Source organism: Hoeflea sp. 108 (genome assembly GCF_000372965.1).
In the GTDB taxonomy this organism is placed as follows: domain Bacteria; phylum Pseudomonadota; class Alphaproteobacteria; order Rhizobiales; family Rhizobiaceae; genus Aminobacter.
This window is the reverse complement of sequence record NZ_KB890024.1, coordinates 547,012-565,936: the sequence shown is the minus strand read 5'-3', so window position 1 is coordinate 565,936 and position 18,925 is coordinate 547,012. Positions and strand designations below refer to the sequence as shown.

Annotated in this window: 17 protein-coding genes and 1 pseudogene; 6 read left to right on the top strand and 12 right to left on the bottom strand. The window is 64.5% G+C overall.

Going from position 1 to position 18,925, the window contains the following annotated elements:
• The first annotated feature begins 84 nt into the window (after nt 1-84).
• Nucleotides 85-246: a hypothetical protein gene (locus B015_RS33190; protein WP_157632678.1), complete on the top strand. Its 162-nt coding sequence runs from the start codon at nt 85-87 to the stop codon at nt 244-246.
• A 326-nt stretch (nt 247-572) separates the two neighbouring features.
• On the top strand, nt 573-1,211 hold the full coding sequence (locus tag B015_RS0102725; RefSeq protein WP_018426121.1) for a Pr6Pr family membrane protein: 639 nt from the start codon (nt 573-575) through the stop codon (nt 1,209-1,211).
• A gap of 54 nt (nt 1,212-1,265) precedes the next feature.
• Here the strand turns inward: B015_RS0102725 and B015_RS0102720 are convergent, their stop codons facing one another.
• From B015_RS0102720 to ubiE, 11 genes and pseudogenes are all read right to left on the bottom strand, one after another.
• Nucleotides 1,266-1,958, bottom strand: coding sequence for a response regulator transcription factor (locus B015_RS0102720; RefSeq protein WP_018426120.1), 693 nt, complete (start codon nt 1,956-1,958; stop codon nt 1,266-1,268).
• Nucleotides 1,955-4,663, bottom strand: coding sequence for a sensor histidine kinase KdpD (locus B015_RS0102715; protein WP_018426119.1), 2,709 nt, complete (start codon nt 4,661-4,663; stop codon nt 1,955-1,957). Before B015_RS0102715 ends, B015_RS0102720 begins: the two co-directional genes overlap by 4 nt.
• A gap of 63 nt (nt 4,664-4,726) precedes the next feature.
• A complete protein-coding gene (gene kdpC, locus B015_RS0102710; RefSeq protein WP_026226817.1) occupies nt 4,727-5,296 on the bottom strand; it encodes a potassium-transporting ATPase subunit KdpC in 570 nt (189 codons plus the stop codon).
• An 11-nt stretch (nt 5,297-5,307) separates the two neighbouring features.
• The gene (kdpB, locus tag B015_RS0102705; RefSeq protein ID WP_018426117.1) at nt 5,308-7,380 is read right to left on the bottom strand and encodes a potassium-transporting ATPase subunit KdpB; all 2,073 of its coding nucleotides are present in this window, start codon (nt 7,378-7,380) and stop codon (nt 5,308-5,310) included.
• A 33-nt stretch (nt 7,381-7,413) separates the two neighbouring features.
• Complete coding sequence (gene kdpA / locus B015_RS0102700; protein ID WP_018426116.1) at nt 7,414-9,117, bottom strand: potassium-transporting ATPase subunit KdpA; 1,704 nt, start codon at nt 9,115-9,117, stop codon at nt 7,414-7,416.
• 34 nt (nt 9,118-9,151) lie between these two features.
• Nucleotides 9,152-9,241 (bottom strand): K(+)-transporting ATPase subunit F, encoded by a 90-nt coding sequence (locus B015_RS30310; protein ID WP_040456474.1) that lies wholly within the window; start codon nt 9,239-9,241, stop codon nt 9,152-9,154.
• 420 nt (nt 9,242-9,661) lie between these two features.
• Nucleotides 9,662-10,267 carry a glutathione transferase GstA gene (gene gstA / locus B015_RS0102685; protein ID WP_018426114.1) on the bottom strand — a complete coding sequence of 202 codons (606 nt, stop codon included), beginning with the start codon at nt 10,265-10,267 and terminating at the stop codon, nt 9,662-9,664.
• 117 nt (nt 10,268-10,384) lie between these two features.
• A complete protein-coding gene (gene coaBC, locus B015_RS0102680) occupies nt 10,385-11,602 on the bottom strand; it encodes a bifunctional phosphopantothenoylcysteine decarboxylase/phosphopantothenate--cysteine ligase CoaBC (RefSeq protein WP_018426113.1) in 1,218 nt (405 codons plus the stop codon).
• Nucleotides 11,603-11,611: 9 nt separating this feature from the next.
• Nucleotides 11,612-11,725: pseudogene (locus tag B015_RS33770) on the bottom strand (type II toxin-antitoxin system VapC family toxin); the annotation flags it as partial.
• 127 nt (nt 11,726-11,852) lie between these two features.
• The gene (gene ubiB, locus B015_RS0102675) at nt 11,853-13,427 is read right to left on the bottom strand and encodes a 2-polyprenylphenol 6-hydroxylase (RefSeq protein ID WP_018426112.1); all 1,575 of its coding nucleotides are present in this window, start codon (nt 13,425-13,427) and stop codon (nt 11,853-11,855) included.
• 13 nt (nt 13,428-13,440) lie between these two features.
• Entirely contained in the window at nt 13,441-14,217 is a 777-nt protein-coding gene (gene ubiE / locus B015_RS0102670) for a bifunctional demethylmenaquinone methyltransferase/2-methoxy-6-polyprenyl-1,4-benzoquinol methylase UbiE (protein ID WP_018426111.1), read from the bottom strand.
• Nucleotides 14,218-14,327: 110 nt separating this feature from the next.
• On the opposite strand from ubiE, the gene B015_RS0102665 reads away from it, so the two are divergent.
• From B015_RS0102665 to B015_RS0102655, 3 genes are all read left to right on the top strand, one after another.
• Nucleotides 14,328-15,302 carry an adenosine deaminase gene (locus B015_RS0102665; RefSeq protein WP_018426110.1) on the top strand — a complete coding sequence of 325 codons (975 nt, stop codon included), beginning with the start codon at nt 14,328-14,330 and terminating at the stop codon, nt 15,300-15,302.
• Between the two features lie 102 nt (nt 15,303-15,404).
• Nucleotides 15,405-16,031: a uracil phosphoribosyltransferase gene (upp, locus tag B015_RS0102660; protein ID WP_018426109.1), complete on the top strand. Its 627-nt coding sequence runs from the start codon at nt 15,405-15,407 to the stop codon at nt 16,029-16,031.
• Between the two features lie 102 nt (nt 16,032-16,133).
• Nucleotides 16,134-16,676: a TIGR02281 family clan AA aspartic protease gene (locus B015_RS0102655; RefSeq protein WP_018426108.1), complete on the top strand. Its 543-nt coding sequence runs from the start codon at nt 16,134-16,136 to the stop codon at nt 16,674-16,676.
• A gap of 3 nt (nt 16,677-16,679) precedes the next feature.
• On the opposite strand, the gene B015_RS0102650 is transcribed toward B015_RS0102655, so the two are convergent.
• Nucleotides 16,680-17,636 carry an AraC family transcriptional regulator gene (locus B015_RS0102650; RefSeq protein ID WP_018426107.1) on the bottom strand — a complete coding sequence of 319 codons (957 nt, stop codon included), beginning with the start codon at nt 17,634-17,636 and terminating at the stop codon, nt 16,680-16,682.
• Between the two features lie 72 nt (nt 17,637-17,708).
• Between B015_RS0102650 and B015_RS0102645 the strand changes: the two genes are divergently transcribed.
• The gene (locus B015_RS0102645; RefSeq protein ID WP_018426106.1) at nt 17,709-18,923 is read left to right on the top strand and encodes an MFS transporter; all 1,215 of its coding nucleotides are present in this window, start codon (nt 17,709-17,711) and stop codon (nt 18,921-18,923) included.
• Nucleotides 18,924-18,925: the final 2 nt, after the last annotated feature.

The window sequence follows — 18,925 nt, the reverse complement described above, 5'->3', positions numbered from 1 at the left end:
GGTTCTCTCAGGTTGCAATCCGACCAATTGCCCTAACAATATCCAAGCAAATGCTTATGCCTCTAGAATGGCAAGCATAGCTTCTTGCTCATCACCGTCGACGGTCCCGTCAATTATGTCTCCAATCTGGTCAAATCGCCCGATGATTTGCACGATCAATTCTTCGTCGACCGCATCGTAGTCGATGTCAATTGGGTACGCCGCACCGCTGGTATTCCCCGATACGTAACCACGCCGAACAAATGAAGCCCATCGCTGGACATCATCGGCACCAAAACGACCACTCCGCCAGTTCTTCAATACCCTGATCAAGGCGGATCGCGAGATAATTAACGGAGGCAGCGTTGCTGCAGCACCCAATAAATCCGGGTGGCTGGCTGCCCGGATCGTAGAGAGCCCGCCTAGTCACCTACCACAACGGCTGTGATCGCCGCTGCTAACGTCTTCATTTAGGCTCTCCATGCACCCAGTTTCATTCCATCAAGCCATTGGGATGTAAAACTGTTTGGTCCTGGCTTCTGATAGTACATTATCGCTGTAGCTTAGCACCGTAGACAGCAGGAACAGTTCGATTGACCCTCCGGCGCGGCATCGCCATCATCACCGCAATCGCTGCCTGGGCGTCGCTCGGGCTGCAGTTCGTGCTGCTTGTCGCCCAGATGACGAGCAACGGAACATCGCTCATCGAGGCGGTCTGGCGGTTCTTCGGCTTTTTCACCATCATCATGAACCTGATGGCCGCGGTGGTGGCCAGCGCCATGGTGACGAACCCAACCAGCCACCTTGCCGGACCGCGGTCGCGGCTGGTGACGGCGGCGGCGATTGTGTTCGGTGGCCTTGTCTATTCGGTGGCGCTGCGGGCGATCTGGCAACCGACCGGCTGGCAGGCCGTCGCCGACCATGGGCTGCACGACGTGACGCCGGTGCTGTTTTTCCTGACCTGGCTCGTGTGGGACCACGGCAGGCTGCGCTGGCGCGACGCGCTGTGGGCAGCAGTGCCGCCGCTGGCCTATTGCGCCTATGCCTTTGTCAGGGGTGCGGCCGACGGCTGGTACGCCTACTGGTTCCTCAATCCCGAGACGCTGAGCAGCCAGCAACTCGTCACCAGCATCACGCTGCTCGCCCTTGCCTTTATCGTCGTGGCGATCATGCTTGTCGGCATCGACCGGCTGCTGGCAAGCTGGCGCGGTGTTGCGCGGACCACGGCCTAGATCGCTCTTCCGAAATCCAGACGGAAAGCGCTTCACACCTTTATTGGAACTGCCCTAGTCGGGCTCGCGCAGCCTGTAGCCGACGCCGGTCTCAGTGGTGATGTATTGCGGCTCGTCGGGTGTCTTTTCGATCTTCTGCCTGAGCTGGCGAACATAGACGCGGAGATATTGCACATCGGCGCCTCCGCCCCAGACCTGCTCGAGCAGAAAGCGGTGGGTGAGCACCTTGCCGGCATGCTGCACCAGTGCGCGCAGGATGTCGTATTCCTTGGGCGACAGCTTCACCTCCTGGCCGGCCAGCCGGACGATGCGCTTGACCAGGTCGACCGACAATTCGCCGGTCTGGAACACCGGCTTTTCGCCCTGCTGCTGCAGCCGGTGGCGCAAGGCCGTGCGGATGCGGGCGATGAGTTCGTTCATGCCGAAGGGTTTTGTGACGTAGTCGTCGGCACCGAGCTCCAGCGCCTTGACGATGCCGGCCTCGTCGGTGCGGCTCGACAGGATGATGACGGGCACCGAAAGCCCTTCCGCCCGCCATGCAGCAAGCAGATCATGGCCGGCCATGTCGGGCAAACCAAGGTCGAGCAGGATGAGATCGGGCTTCTCGGCCTTGGCGATGACCAGCGCCGGCTTGGCCGCCGGCGCCTCGATGATTGTGTAGTCCTGCGTGCCGAGCCCGACGCGCAGCAGCTTGCGGATGGGGGGCTCGTCATCGACGACGAGGATCTTCACTCCGGCGTTGCTCATGCCAATCCTTCGAGCCTCGATGCCTCCGGCGGCACCGGCATGGTGATGGTGAACACCGCGCCCGGCCGGTCCGTCCTGTTGGAGGCGACGATGGTGCCGCCCATGACCTCGACGAAACCACGGCAGATCGACAAGCCGAGACCGGTGCCTGCACGGACATGGTCGCCCTTGCGGACTCTGTAGAACGTATCGAAGACCCGCTCCAGATCAGCCTGAGGAATACCGGGGCCCTCGTCCATGACCTGGAGGGCAACCGAGCCATGGTCGGCCCAACCGCGAATGCGGATCAGCGAACCCTCGGGCGCATATTTGGCGGCGTTGTCGAGCAGGTTGAACAGCACCTGCTCGAACAACACAGGGTCGACCTTGAGCATCGGCAGGTCGGTTGGCATGTCGACCTCGGTCTTGTGCTCTGCCGTAATCTTGGCGGCGCGGCGCAGCGCCGAGCCGACGATGTCGCCGGCATAATGAAGCGCGTAGTTGGGCTCCATCGCACCCGACTCGAGCTTGGTCATGTCGAGCAGGTTGGCGATGAAGCGGTTGAGCCGCTCGGACTCGTCGACGACGGTCGTTACCAGCTCCTCCCTGCCCTCCTCCGGCAGCGCGCCGCCGAATTCACGCAACGTGCCCGCCGCCCCCATGATGCCGGCGAGCGGCGTCTTGAGATCATGCGAGATCGAAGTGAGCAGCGCCGAACGCAGCCGGTCGGCCTCGACGGCGAGCTTGGCACGGTCGACATCGGCGACGAGTTGGATGCGCTCGATTGCAACGGCGGCCTGATCGGCCAGCGCGTCGAACAGGCGCTGCTGCTCGGGCGTCAGGATCGGACCCTGGCGGTCATTGTCGAGGCCGACGACGCCGACGGCCATGCGGCCGGTGCGCAGTGGCAGATAGAGCCGCTTGGCGCCTGGCAACGTGTCGGCGCCGCGGCCGGCGGCGCGGTTGTGCTCCCAGGCCCATTTGGCGGCGGCAATGTCGGCATCGACAAGCGTATCATCAGGTGGATAGCCGGCCTTGACGGCGATGGTGCCATCTTCCGGCAGGAGCAGCACGACGCGGACTTTCAGCATCGAGGCGATCTGGAAGGCGGTGGCCCACAACACGTCGTCGAGCGTGCCGGTGCCGGCGAGCTTCTTGGCGAAGAGATAGAGGTCCTCGGTCATGCGCGCCCGCTCGCGCGCGGCGGCGGCCTGGCGCTGGACGCGGCCGGTGAGGTTGGAAGCAATCACCGCGACGATGAGGAAAAAGAGCAGCGCCACCACGCTTTCGGGATCGGCGATGGTGAGCGTGTAGAGCGGCGGCAAGAAGAAGAAGTTGTAAGCCAGGGCGCTGAGCACCGAGGCATAGAGTGCCGGCCACAGCCCGAGCGTGACCGCCGAGGTCAGCACCGCCATGAGGAAGACGAGCGCGATGGAGCGCACATCGAGGAACTTGTCGAGCGCAAAGCCAACGGCCAGCGCACCGGTCAGATGAAGAGTGGCAAGGACATAGGGCCAAGGGTCGAGGCGGCGTCCCTGGGCTGCGGTCTTGATGTTGCGGGCGGCAAGGGCGGCATCCTGCTCGGCGCCCGAGGTGACGTGGACCGAGATGTTGCCGGCCTGGCGGATCAAGTCATGAGTGACCGAGCCCTCGAACAGCTCGCGCCAGCGTGATTTCGAGGGCCTGCCGACGACGATGTGGGTGAAGTTGTGGGTGCTGGCATGACGGACGATGTCTTCGGCGACCGACTGGCCGGGAATGGTGACGGCCTCGCCGCCGAGCTGTTCAGCAAGCCGCATAGTGGCAGCCAGCCTGTCCTTGTCGGCGTCGCCGAGATTGGCCGAGCGCGAGGTCTCGACATGGAGGGCCGCCCATGGGCAACGCAACCGGTCGGCCTGGCGGCGGGCGAAGCGCACCAGCGAAGCACTTCGGGGATGCTCATCGACAGCGACCAGCAGACGGTCGCCAGCGGCCCACGGCCCCTCGATGGCATGGGCCTGCATGTGGGTGAGCAGCTGCTCGTCGACGCGCTGGGCAGTACGCCGCAAGGCCAGTTCGCGCAGCGCCGTCAGGTTGCCGGGCGAGAAATAGTTCTCGATGGCGCGTCGCGCCGTGGTCGGGACATAGACCTTGCCCTCGTGCAGGCGCTTGATCAGGTCGTCGGGCGTCAGGTCGATGATCTCGACGTCGTCGGCACGGTCGATGATGAGGTCGGGCACGGTCTCGCGCACGGTGACGCGCGTGATCTGGGCGACGATGTCGTTGAGGCTCTCGACATGCTGGATGTTGAGAGTGGTGTAGACGTCGATGCCCTGCCCCAACAGCTCCTGGACATCGAGGTAACGCTTAGGGTGGCGGCTGCCCGGCGCATTGGTGTGGGCGAGCTCATCGACCAGCACCAGCTTCGGCCGACGCGCGATGATAGCGTCGAGGTCCATTTCCTCGAGCGCGCGGCCCTTGTAGTCGACCGCCTTGCGTGGGACGATCTCGAAGCCCTCGACCAGCGCCTGGGTTTCGCGCCGACCGTGGGTCTCGACCACGCCGATGACGACATCGGTGCCATCGGCAAGCCGGGCGCGGCCCGACATCAGCATCTCATAGGTCTTGCCGACGCCCGGTGCTGCACCGAGGAAGATCTTGAGACGACCACGGCCTTCTCGCTGGGCTGTTTCGAGCAGCGCATCCGGCGAAGGCCTGGCCTCCTTGTCTCTGCTATCGTCTGGCATCTATGCCTGCATCAGTGGGTGCGCCGGAGTTCGCAGCATTGTTAGAACCCCAGCGCTTACTTGTCAGCGTGCAATCGCGGCGTCGAGCGCAAGGTTGAGCTTGAGCACATTGACCACAGGTTCGCCCATGAAGCCGAGCTCGCGGCCCTCTACATGCTGGTCGACGAGGTTGCGGACGAAGGCCGGATCGGCGTTGCGCGCCTTGGCCACGCGGGCGACCTGGAAATAGGCCGCCTCGGGCGAGATGTGCGGGTCGAGGCCGCTGCCCGAGGTGGTGACCATCTCGATCGGCACGGGCGTGCCGGGATCGGTCTGCTTCAGCTTTTCAGCATCGGCTTTGATACGGTCGATGAGCTTGGCGCTGGTCGGGCCGAGGTTCGAGCCCGACGAAGCGGCGGCATTGTAGCCGTCGCCGGCGGCCGACGGACGGCCGTGGAAGTACCGGTCGCCTGTGAAGGCCTGGCCGATCAGCTCGGAGCCGATGACCTTGCCGTCCTTTTCTATCAGGCTGCCATTGGCCTGCCTGGGGAACAGCACCTGGGCGATGCCGGTCATGCCGAGCGGATAGGCAAGGCCGGTGATGGCGGTGAGCGCTACGATCATGACGAGCGCGGGTCTCAATTGCTTCAACATGGAAGACGTCCTTATGCGAGGCCGATGGCGGTGATCGCCATGTCGATGGCCTTGATACCGATGAAGGGCACGACGATGCCGCCGAGGCCGTAGATCAGCATGTTGCGGCGGAGCAGCGAGGCAGCACCGACAGCGCGGTATTTCACGCCGCGCAGCGACAGCGGGATGAGCGCCACGATGATCAGCGCGTTGAAGATGATGGCCGACAGGATGGCGCTTTGCGGGGTGGTGAGCCCCATGATGTTGAGCGCGCCGAGCTGCGGGTAGAAGGCCAGGAACATCGCCGGGATGATGGCGAAATACTTGGCGATGTCGTTGGCGATTGAGAAGGTGGTGAGCGCGCCGCGGGTCATCAGCAACTGCTTGCCGATCTCGACGATCTCGATGAGCTTGGTGGGATCCGAGTCGAGGTCGACCATGTTGCCGGCCTCGCGGGCGGCGACCGTGCCGGTGTTCATCGCGACGCCGACGTCGGCCTGGGCGAGAGCAGGAGCGTCGTTGGTGCCGTCGCCGCACATCGCAACCAGCTTGCCCTTGGCCTGCTCCTCTCGGATCAGCGCCAGCTTGTTTTCGGGCGTCGCCTGGGCGAGGAAATCGTCGACGCCGGCTTCGGCTGCGATGGCCGCTGCCGTCATCGGGTTGTCGCCCGTGATCATGACGGTGCGAATGCCCATGCGGCGTAGCTCGGTGAAGCGCTCCTTGATACCGCCCTTGACGATGTCCTTGAGGTAGATGATGCCGAGCAGGCGGGCATCACGCACGACGGCCAGCGGCGTGCCGCCGAGCTTGGCGATCTCGTCCGAAATCGCCTGGACGTTGCGAACGGCCTCGCTGTCAGCCGGCGTGCCCGAGGCGGAAGCCGCGATCGACTTCACATGGGCAAGCACCGAATCCACCGCACCCTTGCGGATCGATGAGCCGTCGAAATCGACGCCGCTCATCCGGCTCTGGGCAGTGAAGGGCACAAAATGGGCGTGCAGCGAGCCCATGTCGCGGGCGCGGATGCCGTACCGCTCCTTGGCGAGCACGACGATGGAGCGTCCCTCCGGCGTTTCGTCGGCGAGCGAGGCGAGCTGGGCGGCGTCGGCCAGTTCCTGCTCGCTGACGCCCTTGACCGGACGGAACTCGGTGGCCTGCCGGTTGCCGAGCGTGATGGTGCCGGTCTTGTCGAGCAAAAGCGTGTCGACGTCGCCGGCGGCCTCAACGGCGCGGCCGGACATGGCGAGCACGTTGAAGCGGACGAGACGGTCCATGCCGGCGATGCCGATGGCCGACAGCAGCGCACCGATGGTGGTGGGGATCAACGTCACGAACAGCGCGACCAGCACGATGACCGGAATGTAGCCGCCGGCATAGGTGGCGAAGCTCGGGATCGTGGCGACGGCCAAGACGAAGATCAGCGTCATGCCGGCGAGCAGGATGTTGAGCGCGATCTCGTTGGGCGTTTTCTGGCGCTCAGCGCCCTCGACCAGGGAGATCATGCGGTCGAGGAAGGTCGAGCCCGCAGCGGCAGTGATGCGCACGCGGATCCAGTCCGACAGCACCTGGGTGCCGCCGGTGACAGCCGAACGGTCGCCGCCGGATTCGCGGATGACCGGTGCGGATTCGCCCGTGATGGCGGCCTCGTTGACGGAGGCCACGCCCTCGATGACTTCGCCATCGGAGGGGATGATGTCGCCGGCCTCGACGAGAACGACCTGGCCGACCTTGAGGCTGGTGCCCGGAACCATCTTCCAGGCGGTACGGCTGTCGCCGTCAAGCAGCTTGGCCTGGGTTTCGGTACGTGCCTTGCGCAGCGAATCGGCCTGGGCCTTGCCGCGGCCTTCGGCGACAGCTTCGGCGAAGTTGGCGAACAGCACGGTGAACCAGAGCCAGATGATGATCTGGAGCGAGAAGCCGAGGCCGCCGGCGCCGGTGGCGAGGTCCCTGACGAACAGGACCGTGGTCAGAGCCGAGACGACCGCGACGACGAACATGACCGGGTTCTTGGCCAGGCTTCGCGGGTCGAGCTTCCTGAAGGCATCGCCGATCGCCGGAAGGAGGATGCGGGTGTCGAGAAGGCCCGCTGGTTTATGGGTGCTCATGTTGAGACTCCGTATTTTTCTCTGGCGACCGCTTCAGAAAACCTGGCCGACGATCATGGCGAGGTGTTCGACGATCGGGCCGACGGCGAGCGCCGGGAAGAAGGTGAGGCCACCGACGATGAGGATGACACCGGCGAGCAGGCCGACGAACAGCGTGCTGTCGGTCGGGAAGGTGCCGGCGGAAGCGGGAACCGTCTTCTTGGTGACCAGCGAACCGGCAATGGCAAGTGCCGGGATGATGACCAGAAAGCGGCCCATCAGCATGGCGAGGCCAATGGTGATGTTGTACCAGGGCGTGTTGCCGGTGAGGCCGCCGAAGGCCGAGCCGTTGTTGGCTGCACCCGAGGTGTAGGCATAGAGGATCTCGGAGAAGCCGTGCGGGCCGGGTGTGCCGACGGACGCCACGGCGCTGGGGATCAGCACTGCAATCGCGGTGAAGCCGAGCATGGCAAGCGGCAGGCACAGGATGGCAAGCACGGCCATCTTGACCTCCTTGGCCTCGATCTTCTTGCCGAGATATTCGGGCGTGCGGCCAACCATCAGGCCAGCGACGAAGATGGCGATGATGACGAACATCAGGATGCCGTAGAAGCCGGCGCCGACGCCGCCGACGATAACTTCGCCGAGCTCCATGTTGATGAGCGGGATCATGCCGCCGAGCGCGGTGAACGAGCCGTGCATGGCGTTGACCGCACCACAGGAGGCCGCCGTGGTGACGACGGCGAAGAGCGACGACAAGGCGATGCCGAAGCGGACTTCCTTGCCTTCCATGTTGCCGCCGTCGATGCCGAGCGCATGGACGAGCGGATTGCCGGCAGCCTCGGCCCAGTAGGTGACGACGACGCCGGCCAGAAACAGGATGCCCATGGTGGCAAAGATCGCCCAACCTTGGCGCTGATTTCCGACCATGCGGCCGAAGACATTGGTCAGCGCTGCACCAAGCGCGAAGATCGAAACCATCTGGAGGAAGTTGGAAATGGCGTCGGGGTTTTCGAACGGGTGCGCCGAGTTGGCGTTAAAGAAGCCACCACCATTGGTGCCGAGCATCTTGATGGCGAGCTGCGAGGCGACCGGTCCGAGCGCGATGGTCTGCTGGGCACCTTCGACAGTGGTTGCGGTGACATAGGCGCCGGTGGTCTGCGGCACGCCGAGCCAGACATAGGCGAGCGTGAGTGCGATACAGAGCGGCAGGAGCACGTAAAGCGTGGCTCTTACGAGATCGACCCAGAAATTGCCGATCGACTTGCCCGAGGCACGGGCGAAGCCGCGGATCAGCGCCATGCCGATGGCGATGCCGGTAGCGGCGGAGACGAAGTTCTGTACGGTCAGGCCGGCCATCTGCACCAGGTAGGACATGGTGCTTTCGCCGCCGTAGTTCTGCCAATTGGTGTTGGTGACGAAACTGACGGCGGTGTTGAAGGACAACTCAGGCGGGACAGCGGTCATGCCGGCTGGATTGAACGGCAGGTCGCCCTGGATGCGCTGCAACATGTAGAGCAGCAGGAAACCGGCGACATTGAAGGCCAGCATAGCCGCGGCGTAGCCGGTCCAATGCTGGTCCTCGCGCTCGCTGGTGCCGGCGAGGCCATAGAGCAGACGCTCGACAGGGCCGAGGATGGGGGAGAGGAACGTGCGCTCGCCGCTGAAGACGCGGTACATGTAACCGCCGAGCGGCTTCACGAGCAAAATGATGATCCCACAGAAGACGAGGATCTGTATCCAGCCATTGATTGTCATGACAAATGCTTTCCGAACATGCGCGGGACGGTCTTCAGAACCGTTCAGGGCGGATGAGCGCGTAGGTCAGGTAGGCGAGCAGGAACACGGTCACTGCACCACCGAGAATGTAATCGAACAACATCGGACGCTCTCGCTTGTTGAATTTGCGCATCGTGCTTTCCGAAAATCGTTTGCGATTTTCGGGCCGATGCTCAGAGGATGTCGCAGGCTTTGACGTAGGCGAAGCACATGGCGAAGAAGACGACGCCTATGGCGAGTACGAAGATGTCCATCTCCGGGGTCCTTTCCTGAAATCGTCCCGGCAGGCCGGGCGTTAAGTCGATGCACGACGCGACGACGCCAGCGGTGCGGGCGTCGTCGGCAGAACTGTCGATGTCAGGGAGAATCTGGGGCAGAACCGCATTAAGGTTCGAGAGCGCGGCGGAACCAAAGAAATAGGAATTGCATAAAGAAAACGGCCCTCTGGCGGGTGCCGGAGGGCCGTCTGGTCATCAGGTATGAGGTTGCCGCCTCAGGCGAGACGGCAACAGTCAGGCCGGGTTCAGGCCAGGCCTTCGGCGCGCAGCGCCTTCTGCACTGCCGGGCGGGCCGCCACGGTGCCAATGTAGCGCTGGATGTTGGCGAAGGACGAGAGGTCGATGCCGACATGCTTGGCCCAGCCGAGGATCGTCCAGAGATAGGCATCAGCCGCGGTGAAGGCATCGCCCATCAGGTAGGCGCGGCCGTCGAGCTTGCCGTCGACATAAGCGAGGCGCCTGGCCAGCAGCTCGCGGTTGATTTCCTTGGTGGCGTCGGGCGTGTTGGGCTTGAAGAAGGCGCCGAAGACCTTGTGCAGCTCGGTGGCGACGAAGGCCAGCCACTGCTGGACGCGGTAGCGCGCCATGTCGCCGGCCTTGGGCATCAGGCCGCTCTCTGGCTTCTGGTCGGCGAGGTACTGCACCAGCACGGAGGATTCGGTCATCAGCTCGCCGTCGCCGAGAACCAGCGCCGGCACGTAGCCATTGGGGTTGGTGACGAGGAAATCCTGCTGGGTTTCGGTGGTCTTGGTCTTACCGTCGACCTTGACGAGCTCGAGGTCGATGCCGACTTCGTTGGCAACGATGTGCGGAGCCAGCGAACAGGCGCCGGGCATATAGAAAAGCTTCATGTCGTAGAAAACTCCAGATGGTGGTCGGCCCTCCCCTCGCACGCGCGGGCAAGGCGGCCAAGCCACCATCCGGTGAACACTATGTTCGCCGCCGCGATGGGGCAGCGCAACGTTTGGTCAGACGGTGACGGTGCGGAGCCTGTCGGCGATCAGTTGTGCAAGACGCTCGGCGACCTCTTCCTTGGGCAAATCGGGCCATTCGTCGACGCCTGATTTGCTCACGATCTTCACCCGGTTGCGGTCGCCGCCCATGACGCCGCCCTCGTGGCTGACATCGTTGGCGACGATGAAATCGGCGCCCTTCCTGGCGAGCTTGGCCTGCGCGTTCCTGAGCACGTCCTGGGTCTCGGCGGCGAAGCCGACGACAAGGTACGGCCGCCTGGCGTGATGGCCGATGCCGGCAAGGATGTCGGGGTTCTCGACCATCTGCAGCGCCGGCGGCCCCTCGCCTGCCACCTTCTTGATCTTTTCGTCAGCGGAGGCTGCGGTGCGCCAATCGGCGACGGCGGCAACGAAGATGGCGGCATCGGCCGGCAACAGTTGCTCGACGGCGTCGCGCATCTCGCGCGCGCTCTCGACATGGACTGTCTTGACCCCGGCGGGATCGAGAATGGTGACCGGGCCGGAGACGAGGCGGACATCGGCGCCGAGCCTGGCGAGCGAGGCGGCAAGCGCGTGTCCCTGCTTGCCTGACGAGCGGTTGGCTATGTAGCGCACGGGGTCGATGGGCTCGTGCGTCGGACCCGAAGTGATGATGATCTTGCGGCCCGACAAGGGCTTCGGCCTGATGTCAAGCAGTTCCTCAATGGCGCCGACGATCTGCAGCGGTTCGGCCATGCGGCCCTCGCCTGCTTCGTTGTTCTCGGCCATCTCGCCCTTCATCGGGCCGATGAAATGGATACCGTCCTTTTCCAGCGTGGCACGGTTGCGGCGCGTCGCCGGGTTCGACCACATACGCGGGTTCATGGCCGGCGCAAACAGCACCTTCTTGTCTGTGGCGAGCAGCACGGCGGAGGCGAGGTCGGAGGCATGGCCGTTGGCGAGTTTGGCCATCAAGTCGGCGGTAGCGGGCGCAACGACGATCAGGTCCGCGTCGCGCGCCAGCCTGATGTGGCCGACATCCTGCTCGTCCTGGCGGTCGAAGAGATCGGTGAAGACGTGGTCGGCGGTGAGTGCGCCAACCGACAGAGGCGTGATGAACTCCTGGGCGGCAGACGTCATGACCGCCCGGACCGATGCGCCGCGCTCGCGCAGCCTGCGGATCAGGTCGAGCGACTTGTAGGCCGCGATGCCGCCGCCGATGATAAGCAGGATGCGCTTGCCGGAAAGGAACATGCTTGGCCCTCAGACCGGCTTCAGCGCCGGCTCGATGTCGGTATGGATGAAATCGTCGCTCTTGAAAAGCAGCCGCAGGATCCGGGTTTTTGCCAGCGCATAGGCGAAACAGTCGTTGAGATTAGCCCCGAACCGCGTCCGAAGCGGCGATGCGTGGCTCCTAGCTTACCCTAGAGATATCGCCGACGGACAATCCATTCAATGACAGCGCATTCAATGACAGCATTGCTGGCAATGCTGTCATGCCCAATCAGAGCAGTTGCCAGGCGATGTAGACCAGCGTCAGCGCCATGACCCACAGAGCGATGCGGCCGGAGCGGGTGTGGCGGGCTTCGGCCTTGCCGATGGCACGCGCCGTCGCCTCATCGAAGCGCAGGCCATTTTCGGCCATGGCGTCAATCTCGCGCGACAGGCGCTCGGCGCGGGCGGAGAGATCAGGGGCCTGACGAGCGAGCGACAGCAAGGCGCCGACGCCGTCGCGTGCGTCGATCAGCAGACCGCGCGGGCCGAGATTGCCTGCGATCCAGTTGCCGACCACCGGCTCGGCCGTCTTCCACATATTGAAGGCCGGGTCGAGCGTGCGGGCAACGCCTTCGACCACGACCATGGTCTTCTGCAGCAGCACCAGTTCGGGCCGCGTCTGCATGTCGAACAACTCGGTGACCTCGAACAGCAGGGTCAAAAGCTTGGCCATCGAGATGGTTTCGGCCGGCTGGCCATGGATCGGCTCGCCAATGGCACGGATGGCCTGGGCGAAGGCCGCGACATTGTGGTGGCGCGGCACGTAGCCGGCCTCGAAATGCACCTCGGCGACGCGCATGTAGTTGCGGGTGATGAAGCCGTAGAGGATCTCGGCGAGGAAACGCTGCTCCTTCTTGCCGAGGCGGCCGGAGATGCCGAGATCGACGGCGACGATGTCGCCATTGGCATCGACGAACATGTTGCCCGGGTGCATGTCGGCATGGAAGAAGCCGTCGCGCAGCGTATGCCTGAGGAACGACTGGACCAGCGTTGCGGCAATCGCCTTGAGATCGTAGCCCCCGGCGCGCAGCCCTTCGATATCGTTTAGCTTGACGCCGTCGATCCACTCCATGGTGAGCACATCGCGGCCGGTGCGCTCCCAGTCGACCTCCGGCACGCGGAAGCCCGGATCGTCCTTGGTGTTTTCGCCGAGTTCGGAATAGGCGGCCGCCTCGAGACGGAAATCCATCTCGATCTTGGTGGTCTGGGCCATCGTCTCGGTGATCTCGACCGGACGCAGCCGGCGGCTCGACGGGACGAAACGTTCCTGCAGCCGGGCGGCGAGGAAGTAACTCTCTAGATCCTGGAAGAAGCGGCGGCGCACACCGGGGCGGATGACCTTGACGGCGACCTTGCGGGGACCGTTCGGAGTGGCGACCTCGGCGGGGTGAACCTGGGCGATCGAAGCGGCTGCCACCGGGGCGTCGATGCTGGTGTAGAGATCGGCGACCTTGCGGCCGAGCGAGCCTTCGATGGCCTCGACCGCTTCCGCCATCGGGAAGGTCGCCATGCTGTCCTGCAGCAGCGCCAGGTCAAGCGCGATCTGGTCGCCGACGACGTCGGGACGGGTCGCCAGGAACTGGCCGAGCTTGACATAGGACGGACCGAGCCGGGCAACGGCATTGGCCAGCCGGTCGCTGCGGACGCTTTTGCGGGCCCGGCGACGTGTGAGCAACCTGGCCACGCGCCAGCCGAATTTCGGCAGGCCCGACAGCTGGTCGCCCGGCAGAGCCGCGACCACGCCCTCACGCACCAGAACCCAGCCCGCCCGCGCGAGCCGGAAAGACGCCCCGATACTGCTCATCGCGCGCCGTCCGTCAAAGCTTCCAGCCCGAGTGGAGGGCCGCGATGCCGCCGGAATAGTTGCGGAAGGTGACGCGGTCGAAACCGGCATTGGTCATCATTGCCGCGAAGTTCTGCTGGTTGGGGAACTTGCGGATCGATTCGACGAGATAGGCATAAGGCTCGCCGTCGCCCGTCACGGCCTGGCCGATGCGCGGAATGGCGTTGAACGACCAGGCCTCGTAGACCTTGTCGAGCAGCGGCATGTCGACCTCGGAGAATTCGAGGACCATGATGCGGCCGCCGGGCTTGAGCACGCGATAGGCTTCCGAAAGCGCGACGTCGATGCGCGGCACGTTGCGGATACCGAAGGCGACCGTGTAGGCGTCGAAGGTCTCGTCGGCGAAGGGCAGTTCCTCGGCATTGGCCTCGACGAAATCGGTCTTTTGCGCCAGGCCGCGCTTTTCAGCGCGCTCGCGCCCGACAGCCAGCATCGACCCGTTGATGTCGAGCACGGTCGCATGGGCGTTGTCATGCGAGGCCTCGACGATGCGGAAGGCAATGTCGCCGGTGCCGCCGGCCACGTCGAGCACCTTCCAGCCTGCACGGCGCGGCGGATTGAGCCAGGCGACCAGCCCGTCCTTCCAGACGCGGTGCATGCCGGCGGACATCAGGTCGTTCATCACGTCATAGCGGTTGGCGACCTTGTGGAAGACCTCGTTGACCAGGCCTTGCTTCTCACTCTCGCCGACATTGCGGAAACCATACGAAGTTTCCATGCCGCCGGCGGCGGTCGTCCGTTGTTCTGACATTTTCTTGTCCAATCAAATCCGGCGGGACCATAGCCGATCACACCAGCCGGCGCTATTGTCTGAGGCGCGGTTTTCAGCCGCGCCCGCGCCGACATGACGAGGAAGACCATATGCCTTTGAAAGCCGAGCTGCACTGTCACATAGAAGGTGCGGCGGCGCCTGAACTGGTGATCCGCCAGGCGCAGAAATACGACAAGGACCCCACGCCGTTCATCCAGAACGGGACTTTCGTCTGGAACGATTTCACCTCGTTCCTGGCAGCCTACGACTTTGCCGCCGACCTGTTCCGCACCGAAGAGGACTATGCGCGGCTGTCGGAACATTATCTCACCAGCCTTGCCCGCGATGGGGCGATCTACTCCGAAGTGTTCACCTCGCCCGACCACGCCATCAAGGCGGGCCTGTCGCCCAAGGCCTATACCGACGCGCTCGGCGAAGGCATGGAGCGGGCCAGGGCCAAGACCGGCATCGAAGGCCGCATGATCGTCACCGGCGTGCGCCATGTCGGTGTCGAATCGATCGAGGCGGCGGCGCGTTTCGCGGCCAAGTGCAACCATCCGCTGGTGACCGGCTTCGGTGTTGCCGGCGACGAGCGCATGGGCGACTTCGAGGATTATGTGCGTGCCTTCGAGATCGCCCGCGAGGCGGGCCTCGGCATCACCATCCATGCCGGCGAGCTGCTGGGCTGGGAAAGTGTTGCGGCCGCACTCGACCACATCAGGCCGTCGCGCATCGGCCATGGCGTGCGCGCCATCGAGAACCCCGACCTGGTCAAGCGCATCGCCGACGAAGGCATCGTGCTGGAGATTTGCCCCGGGTCGAACATCGCGCTGAAGGTGTTCGATAGTTTTGGCGAGCACCCCTTCCGCAAGCTGCGCGACGCTGGCTGCAAGGTGACGTTGAACTCCGATGATCCGCCCTATTTCTGGACCAGCCTGAAGCGCGAATATGACATCGCGACAGAGCATTTCGGCATGGACGACAAGGCGCTGATGGCAACAACGCGGACGGCTATCGAGGCGGCCTTTGTCGACCGGAAGACGAAATCGGCGCTGCTGGCCCGGCTGGACGGCTACAAACGCTGATTTCAGCCGACAAAACTGTGGTTCAAGGCTGGCGCGTCATTGGTCGACGGCGCGCCAGTCGATAGAATGGCGCCAATTTTCTGAGTTCCAGGAGCGTAAGCCATGACCGTAACCGTCGTCGACCATCCGCTTGTCCAGCACAAGCTGACCATCATGCGCGACAAGGAAACCTCGACGGCCGGCTTCCGCCGCCTGCTGCGCGAGATCTCGCTGTTGCTGGGCTACGAGGTGACGCGCGACCTCGAGCTGACCACCAAGTCGATCGAGACGCCGATAGAGACCATGGAAGCGCCGACGCTTGAGGGCAAGAAGCTGGTGTTCGCCTCGGTGCTGCGCGCCGGCAACGGCCTGCTCGAAGGCCTTCTCGACCTGGTACCGGCGGCGCGCGTTGCCCATGTCGGCCTCTATCGCGACCACGAGACGCTGGAGGCGGTGGAGTATTTCTTCAAGGCGCCGAGCGACCTCGCCGACCGCCTCGTCATCGTCGTAGACCCGATGCTGGCGACCGCCAATTCGGCGATTGCGGCCATCGACAAGCTGAAGGGCCGCGGCGCCACCAACTTGCGCTTCCTGTGCCTGCTCGCCTCACCCGAGGGCATCGAGCGCTTCACCAAGGCGCATCCCGACGTACCTGTGTTTACCGCCTCGATCGACCGCGCGCTGAACGAGAAGGGCTACATCGTGCCCGGTCTCGGCGACGCCGGCGACCGCATGTACGGCACCAAGTGAGCGGTTAACCCCGGGTTTACCGCAATCGGCAGTCGGCCCCGGCCGTTAAAGCCGCGAACACCATGAGCCGGCTAGCGTGACGCCTGGAACAAGAGGCGTCACATGCTGCGTAAAGTCATCATCTTCGGCGTATTTGCTACGGCTTCGGCGTCGCTGCCATCGCTTTACGAAAAGCACGGCGGCACGGTGCAGACGCTGCTCGGGACGAGTGCAAGCAGCACTGCGCCCGACGCTAGGCCGATCGAGGTGAGTGCAGCCACCGCCCCTGCAGCCGGTCGCCGGGTGGTGATCGACCAGGACATGCGCGGCCACTTCACCGCGACCTTCAAGCTGAACGGCCGCTCCGTCGACGCCATGGTCGACACCGGGGCGACGCTGGTTGCCATGAACCTTTCGACCGCGCGCCGGGCCGGCGTGAATGTCGCGCCAGGCGACTTCACCCAGGAGGTCAACACCGCCAACGGTGCGGCCAAGGCAGCAGTGGCGCGGATCGGGCGGATGGAGATCGGCCGGATCACCGTCGAGGACGTGCCGGTTGTCGTGCTCGAAGACAAGGCGCTGTCAGGCACGCTGATCGGCATGAGCTTCCTGTCGCGACTGAAGAAGTATCAGGTCGAGAACGGCGCGCTGCTTCTGGTGCAGTGAGTCTCAGTTGCCCTGGGCCTGATCCCAGGCCCTGAAATGCCCCGGCGGCTGGCCGATGACGCGCTTGAAGGCACGGCTGAAGGCCGCCTCGGAATCATAACCCAGCCGCGAGGCGACGACCGAAATCCTCAGGCGGTCGCGGACGAGCCACTGCCTCGCCTGATGCATCCTGACCTGAGTGACGTAGCGCGCCGGCGTTTCGCCGACGATTGACGCAAAGCGATCGGCAAAGCCCGAGCGCGACGCGCCCATCATGCGGGCCAGCGCCTCGACCGTCCAGTCGCGGCTCGGCTCGAGATGGATGGCAGCCAGCACCCTGCCTATCTTGGGATCCCGGATGGCAGCGATCCAGCCGCTCGCATCGCCGCAGCCGCGCTCGACCCAGCCGCGGATGATGACGGCGGCAATCACGTCGGCCAGACGCGCGACGATGCCGCCGGAGCCGACACGCTCGAGCCTGACCTCGCGCGCCATGGTTTCGAGCAGATGGGTAATGCCGGGATCGTGGGCCTCGAGCTCGGTGGTGCGCATGACGTCGGGCATCATGCCGAGCAGCGGATGGAGGCCGTCGAGATTGAAATACATGCTGCCGCAGAAAAGCAGCGTGCCCGGCTGGCAACCCTCACTCGACAGACAGAAGACCTTTTCGCAGATCTGCTTTATCTCGTAGCCGTTGATCGGCGACGACTTGGCGCCCGGCTCGCTGGCCAGCGCGTGGGCAACGCCGCGCGGCAAAAGCACCGCGTCGCCGCAGCGAAGCTCCACCCACTCGCCTGATGGCTGGCGCAGCCAGCACGCCTTCTGGCCGACGAAGTAGAATCGCGCCGTGGCCTGGGCTGGAAACTCGATGTTCCACGGCTCCTTCAGCTCCCAACGGCCGTACTCGACACCTTCGAGGCGCAGGCCCCTGAGGATGTCAGTCAGCGGGTCGCCGACAAGTTTGGACGAATGGTCATTCATGCTGGCGTTTCTAGCATGGAAACGCCAATTCGCCAGCCCCATGTTGCACCGCACCGCAATCGGAGAGCCATCATGAACGATATCGCGACCGCAACATTGGACGGTATCCCGCTCCAGCAATCAAAACCCGAGGAGCGCGCCGAACCCCTTTGGGGCGCCGTCGTATCGCTGTCGCTTGGCGTGTTCGGCCTGGTAACGGCCGAGTTTCTTCCGGCAAGCCTTTTGACGCCGCTGGCACAGGACCTCGGCATCAGCGAAGGCACCGCGGGCCAGGCAGTGACGGCGACCGCAGTCGTCGCGGCAATCGCAGCACCAACCATGGCGATAGCGACGCGGAAGATCGACCGGCGGCATGTGATGGTCGGACTGTCGCTGCTGCTTGTCGTTTCGAGCCTGCTCGCGGCCGTGGCCTGGTCCCTGCCGTCGCTTTTGTTTGCCCGTCTGCTGCTCGGCATCGCGCTCGGCGGCTTCTGGTCGATGTCAGCGGCGATCGCCATGCGGCTCGTGCCCAGCCATGTCTTGCCGCGTGCGATGTCGATCATCCTGACCGGCGTGTCCGTGGCCACCGTCTGCGCCGCCCCCGTGGGGGCCTATGTCGGTGACGTCTGGGGCTGGCGCAGCGCCTTCATCCTTGCGGCAGGCGTCGGCGTGGTCACGTTGATCGTGCAGTTCGCCACGCTGCCCAAGCTGCCGCCGGTTGGCATCGCCAGCTTCGGCGCCCTGTTCGACGTCTCGAAGAACCCGATGATCCGGGTCGGCCTGCTGCTGGTGATCCTGACCGCATCGGGCCATTTCGCCGGCTTCACCTACTTCCGCGCCTTCCTCGAGCAGGTGCCTGCGCTCGGCATCGAAACCATCTCCCTGGTGCTGTTGGCGTTCGGCATCGGCGGCTTCTTCGGCAACCTCGCCGGCGGCTTCCTCGCCGAGCGCAGCCTGAGGTCGGCCGTAACCTTGGCTCCCCTTTTGATGGCCGTCTCGGCGTTGGCGCTCCTGCTGGCCGGGTCGTCCGCCGGAGTGGCAACCGTCGCCATCGCCGCATGGGGCTTCGCCTTCGGCGCGGTGCCTGTCGGCGTGCAGACCTGGATGGTGCGGGCAGCACCCGAGCAGGCGGAAAGCGCCGGCGGCCTGATGGTCGCGACCTTCCAGGTGGCGATCGCGCTGGGTGCGGTGTTCGGCGGCGTGCTGGTGGACAATGCCGGCGTCAACAGCGCCTTCATCTACAGCGGTGCGGCGACGCTGCTGGCGGCAATCGCGGTGGCCTGCTTCGGCCGCAAGCACGCTCACTGATT

What these genes read in the sequence shown, in the direction of transcription:
- B015_RS0102720 (WP_018426120.1), bottom strand. Translation starts at nt 1,958, where the DNA reads ATGAGCAACGCCGGAGTGAAGATCCTCGTCGTCGATGACGAGCCCCCC.
- B015_RS0102715 (WP_018426119.1), bottom strand. Translation starts at nt 4,663, where the DNA reads ATGCCAGACGATAGCAGAGACAAGGAGGCCAGGCCTTCGCCGGATGCG.
- kdpC (WP_026226817.1), bottom strand. Translation starts at nt 5,296, where the DNA reads ATGTTGAAGCAATTGAGACCCGCGCTCGTCATGATCGTAGCGCTCACC.
- kdpB (WP_018426117.1), bottom strand. Translation starts at nt 7,380, where the DNA reads ATGAGCACCCATAAACCAGCGGGCCTTCTCGACACCCGCATCCTCCTT.
- kdpA (WP_018426116.1), bottom strand. Translation starts at nt 9,117, where the DNA reads ATGACAATCAATGGCTGGATACAGATCCTCGTCTTCTGTGGGATCATC.
- B015_RS30310 (WP_040456474.1), bottom strand. Translation starts at nt 9,241, where the DNA reads ATGTTGTTCGATTACATTCTCGGTGGTGCAGTGACCGTGTTCCTGCTC.
- gstA (WP_018426114.1), bottom strand. Translation starts at nt 10,267, where the DNA reads ATGAAGCTTTTCTATATGCCCGGCGCCTGTTCGCTGGCTCCGCACATC.
- coaBC (WP_018426113.1), bottom strand. Translation starts at nt 11,602, where the DNA reads ATGTTCCTTTCCGGCAAGCGCATCCTGCTTATCATCGGCGGCGGCATC.
- ubiB (WP_018426112.1), bottom strand. Translation starts at nt 13,427, where the DNA reads ATGAGCAGTATCGGGGCGTCTTTCCGGCTCGCGCGGGCGGGCTGGGTT.
- ubiE (WP_018426111.1), bottom strand. Translation starts at nt 14,217, where the DNA reads ATGTCAGAACAACGGACGACCGCCGCCGGCGGCATGGAAACTTCGTAT.
- B015_RS0102665 (WP_018426110.1), top strand. Translation starts at nt 14,328, where the DNA reads ATGCCTTTGAAAGCCGAGCTGCACTGTCACATAGAAGGTGCGGCGGCG.
- upp (WP_018426109.1), top strand. Translation starts at nt 15,405, where the DNA reads ATGACCGTAACCGTCGTCGACCATCCGCTTGTCCAGCACAAGCTGACC.
- B015_RS0102655 (WP_018426108.1), top strand. Translation starts at nt 16,134, where the DNA reads ATGCTGCGTAAAGTCATCATCTTCGGCGTATTTGCTACGGCTTCGGCG.
- B015_RS0102650 (WP_018426107.1), bottom strand. Translation starts at nt 17,636, where the DNA reads ATGAATGACCATTCGTCCAAACTTGTCGGCGACCCGCTGACTGACATC.
- B015_RS0102645 (WP_018426106.1), top strand. Translation starts at nt 17,709, where the DNA reads ATGAACGATATCGCGACCGCAACATTGGACGGTATCCCGCTCCAGCAA.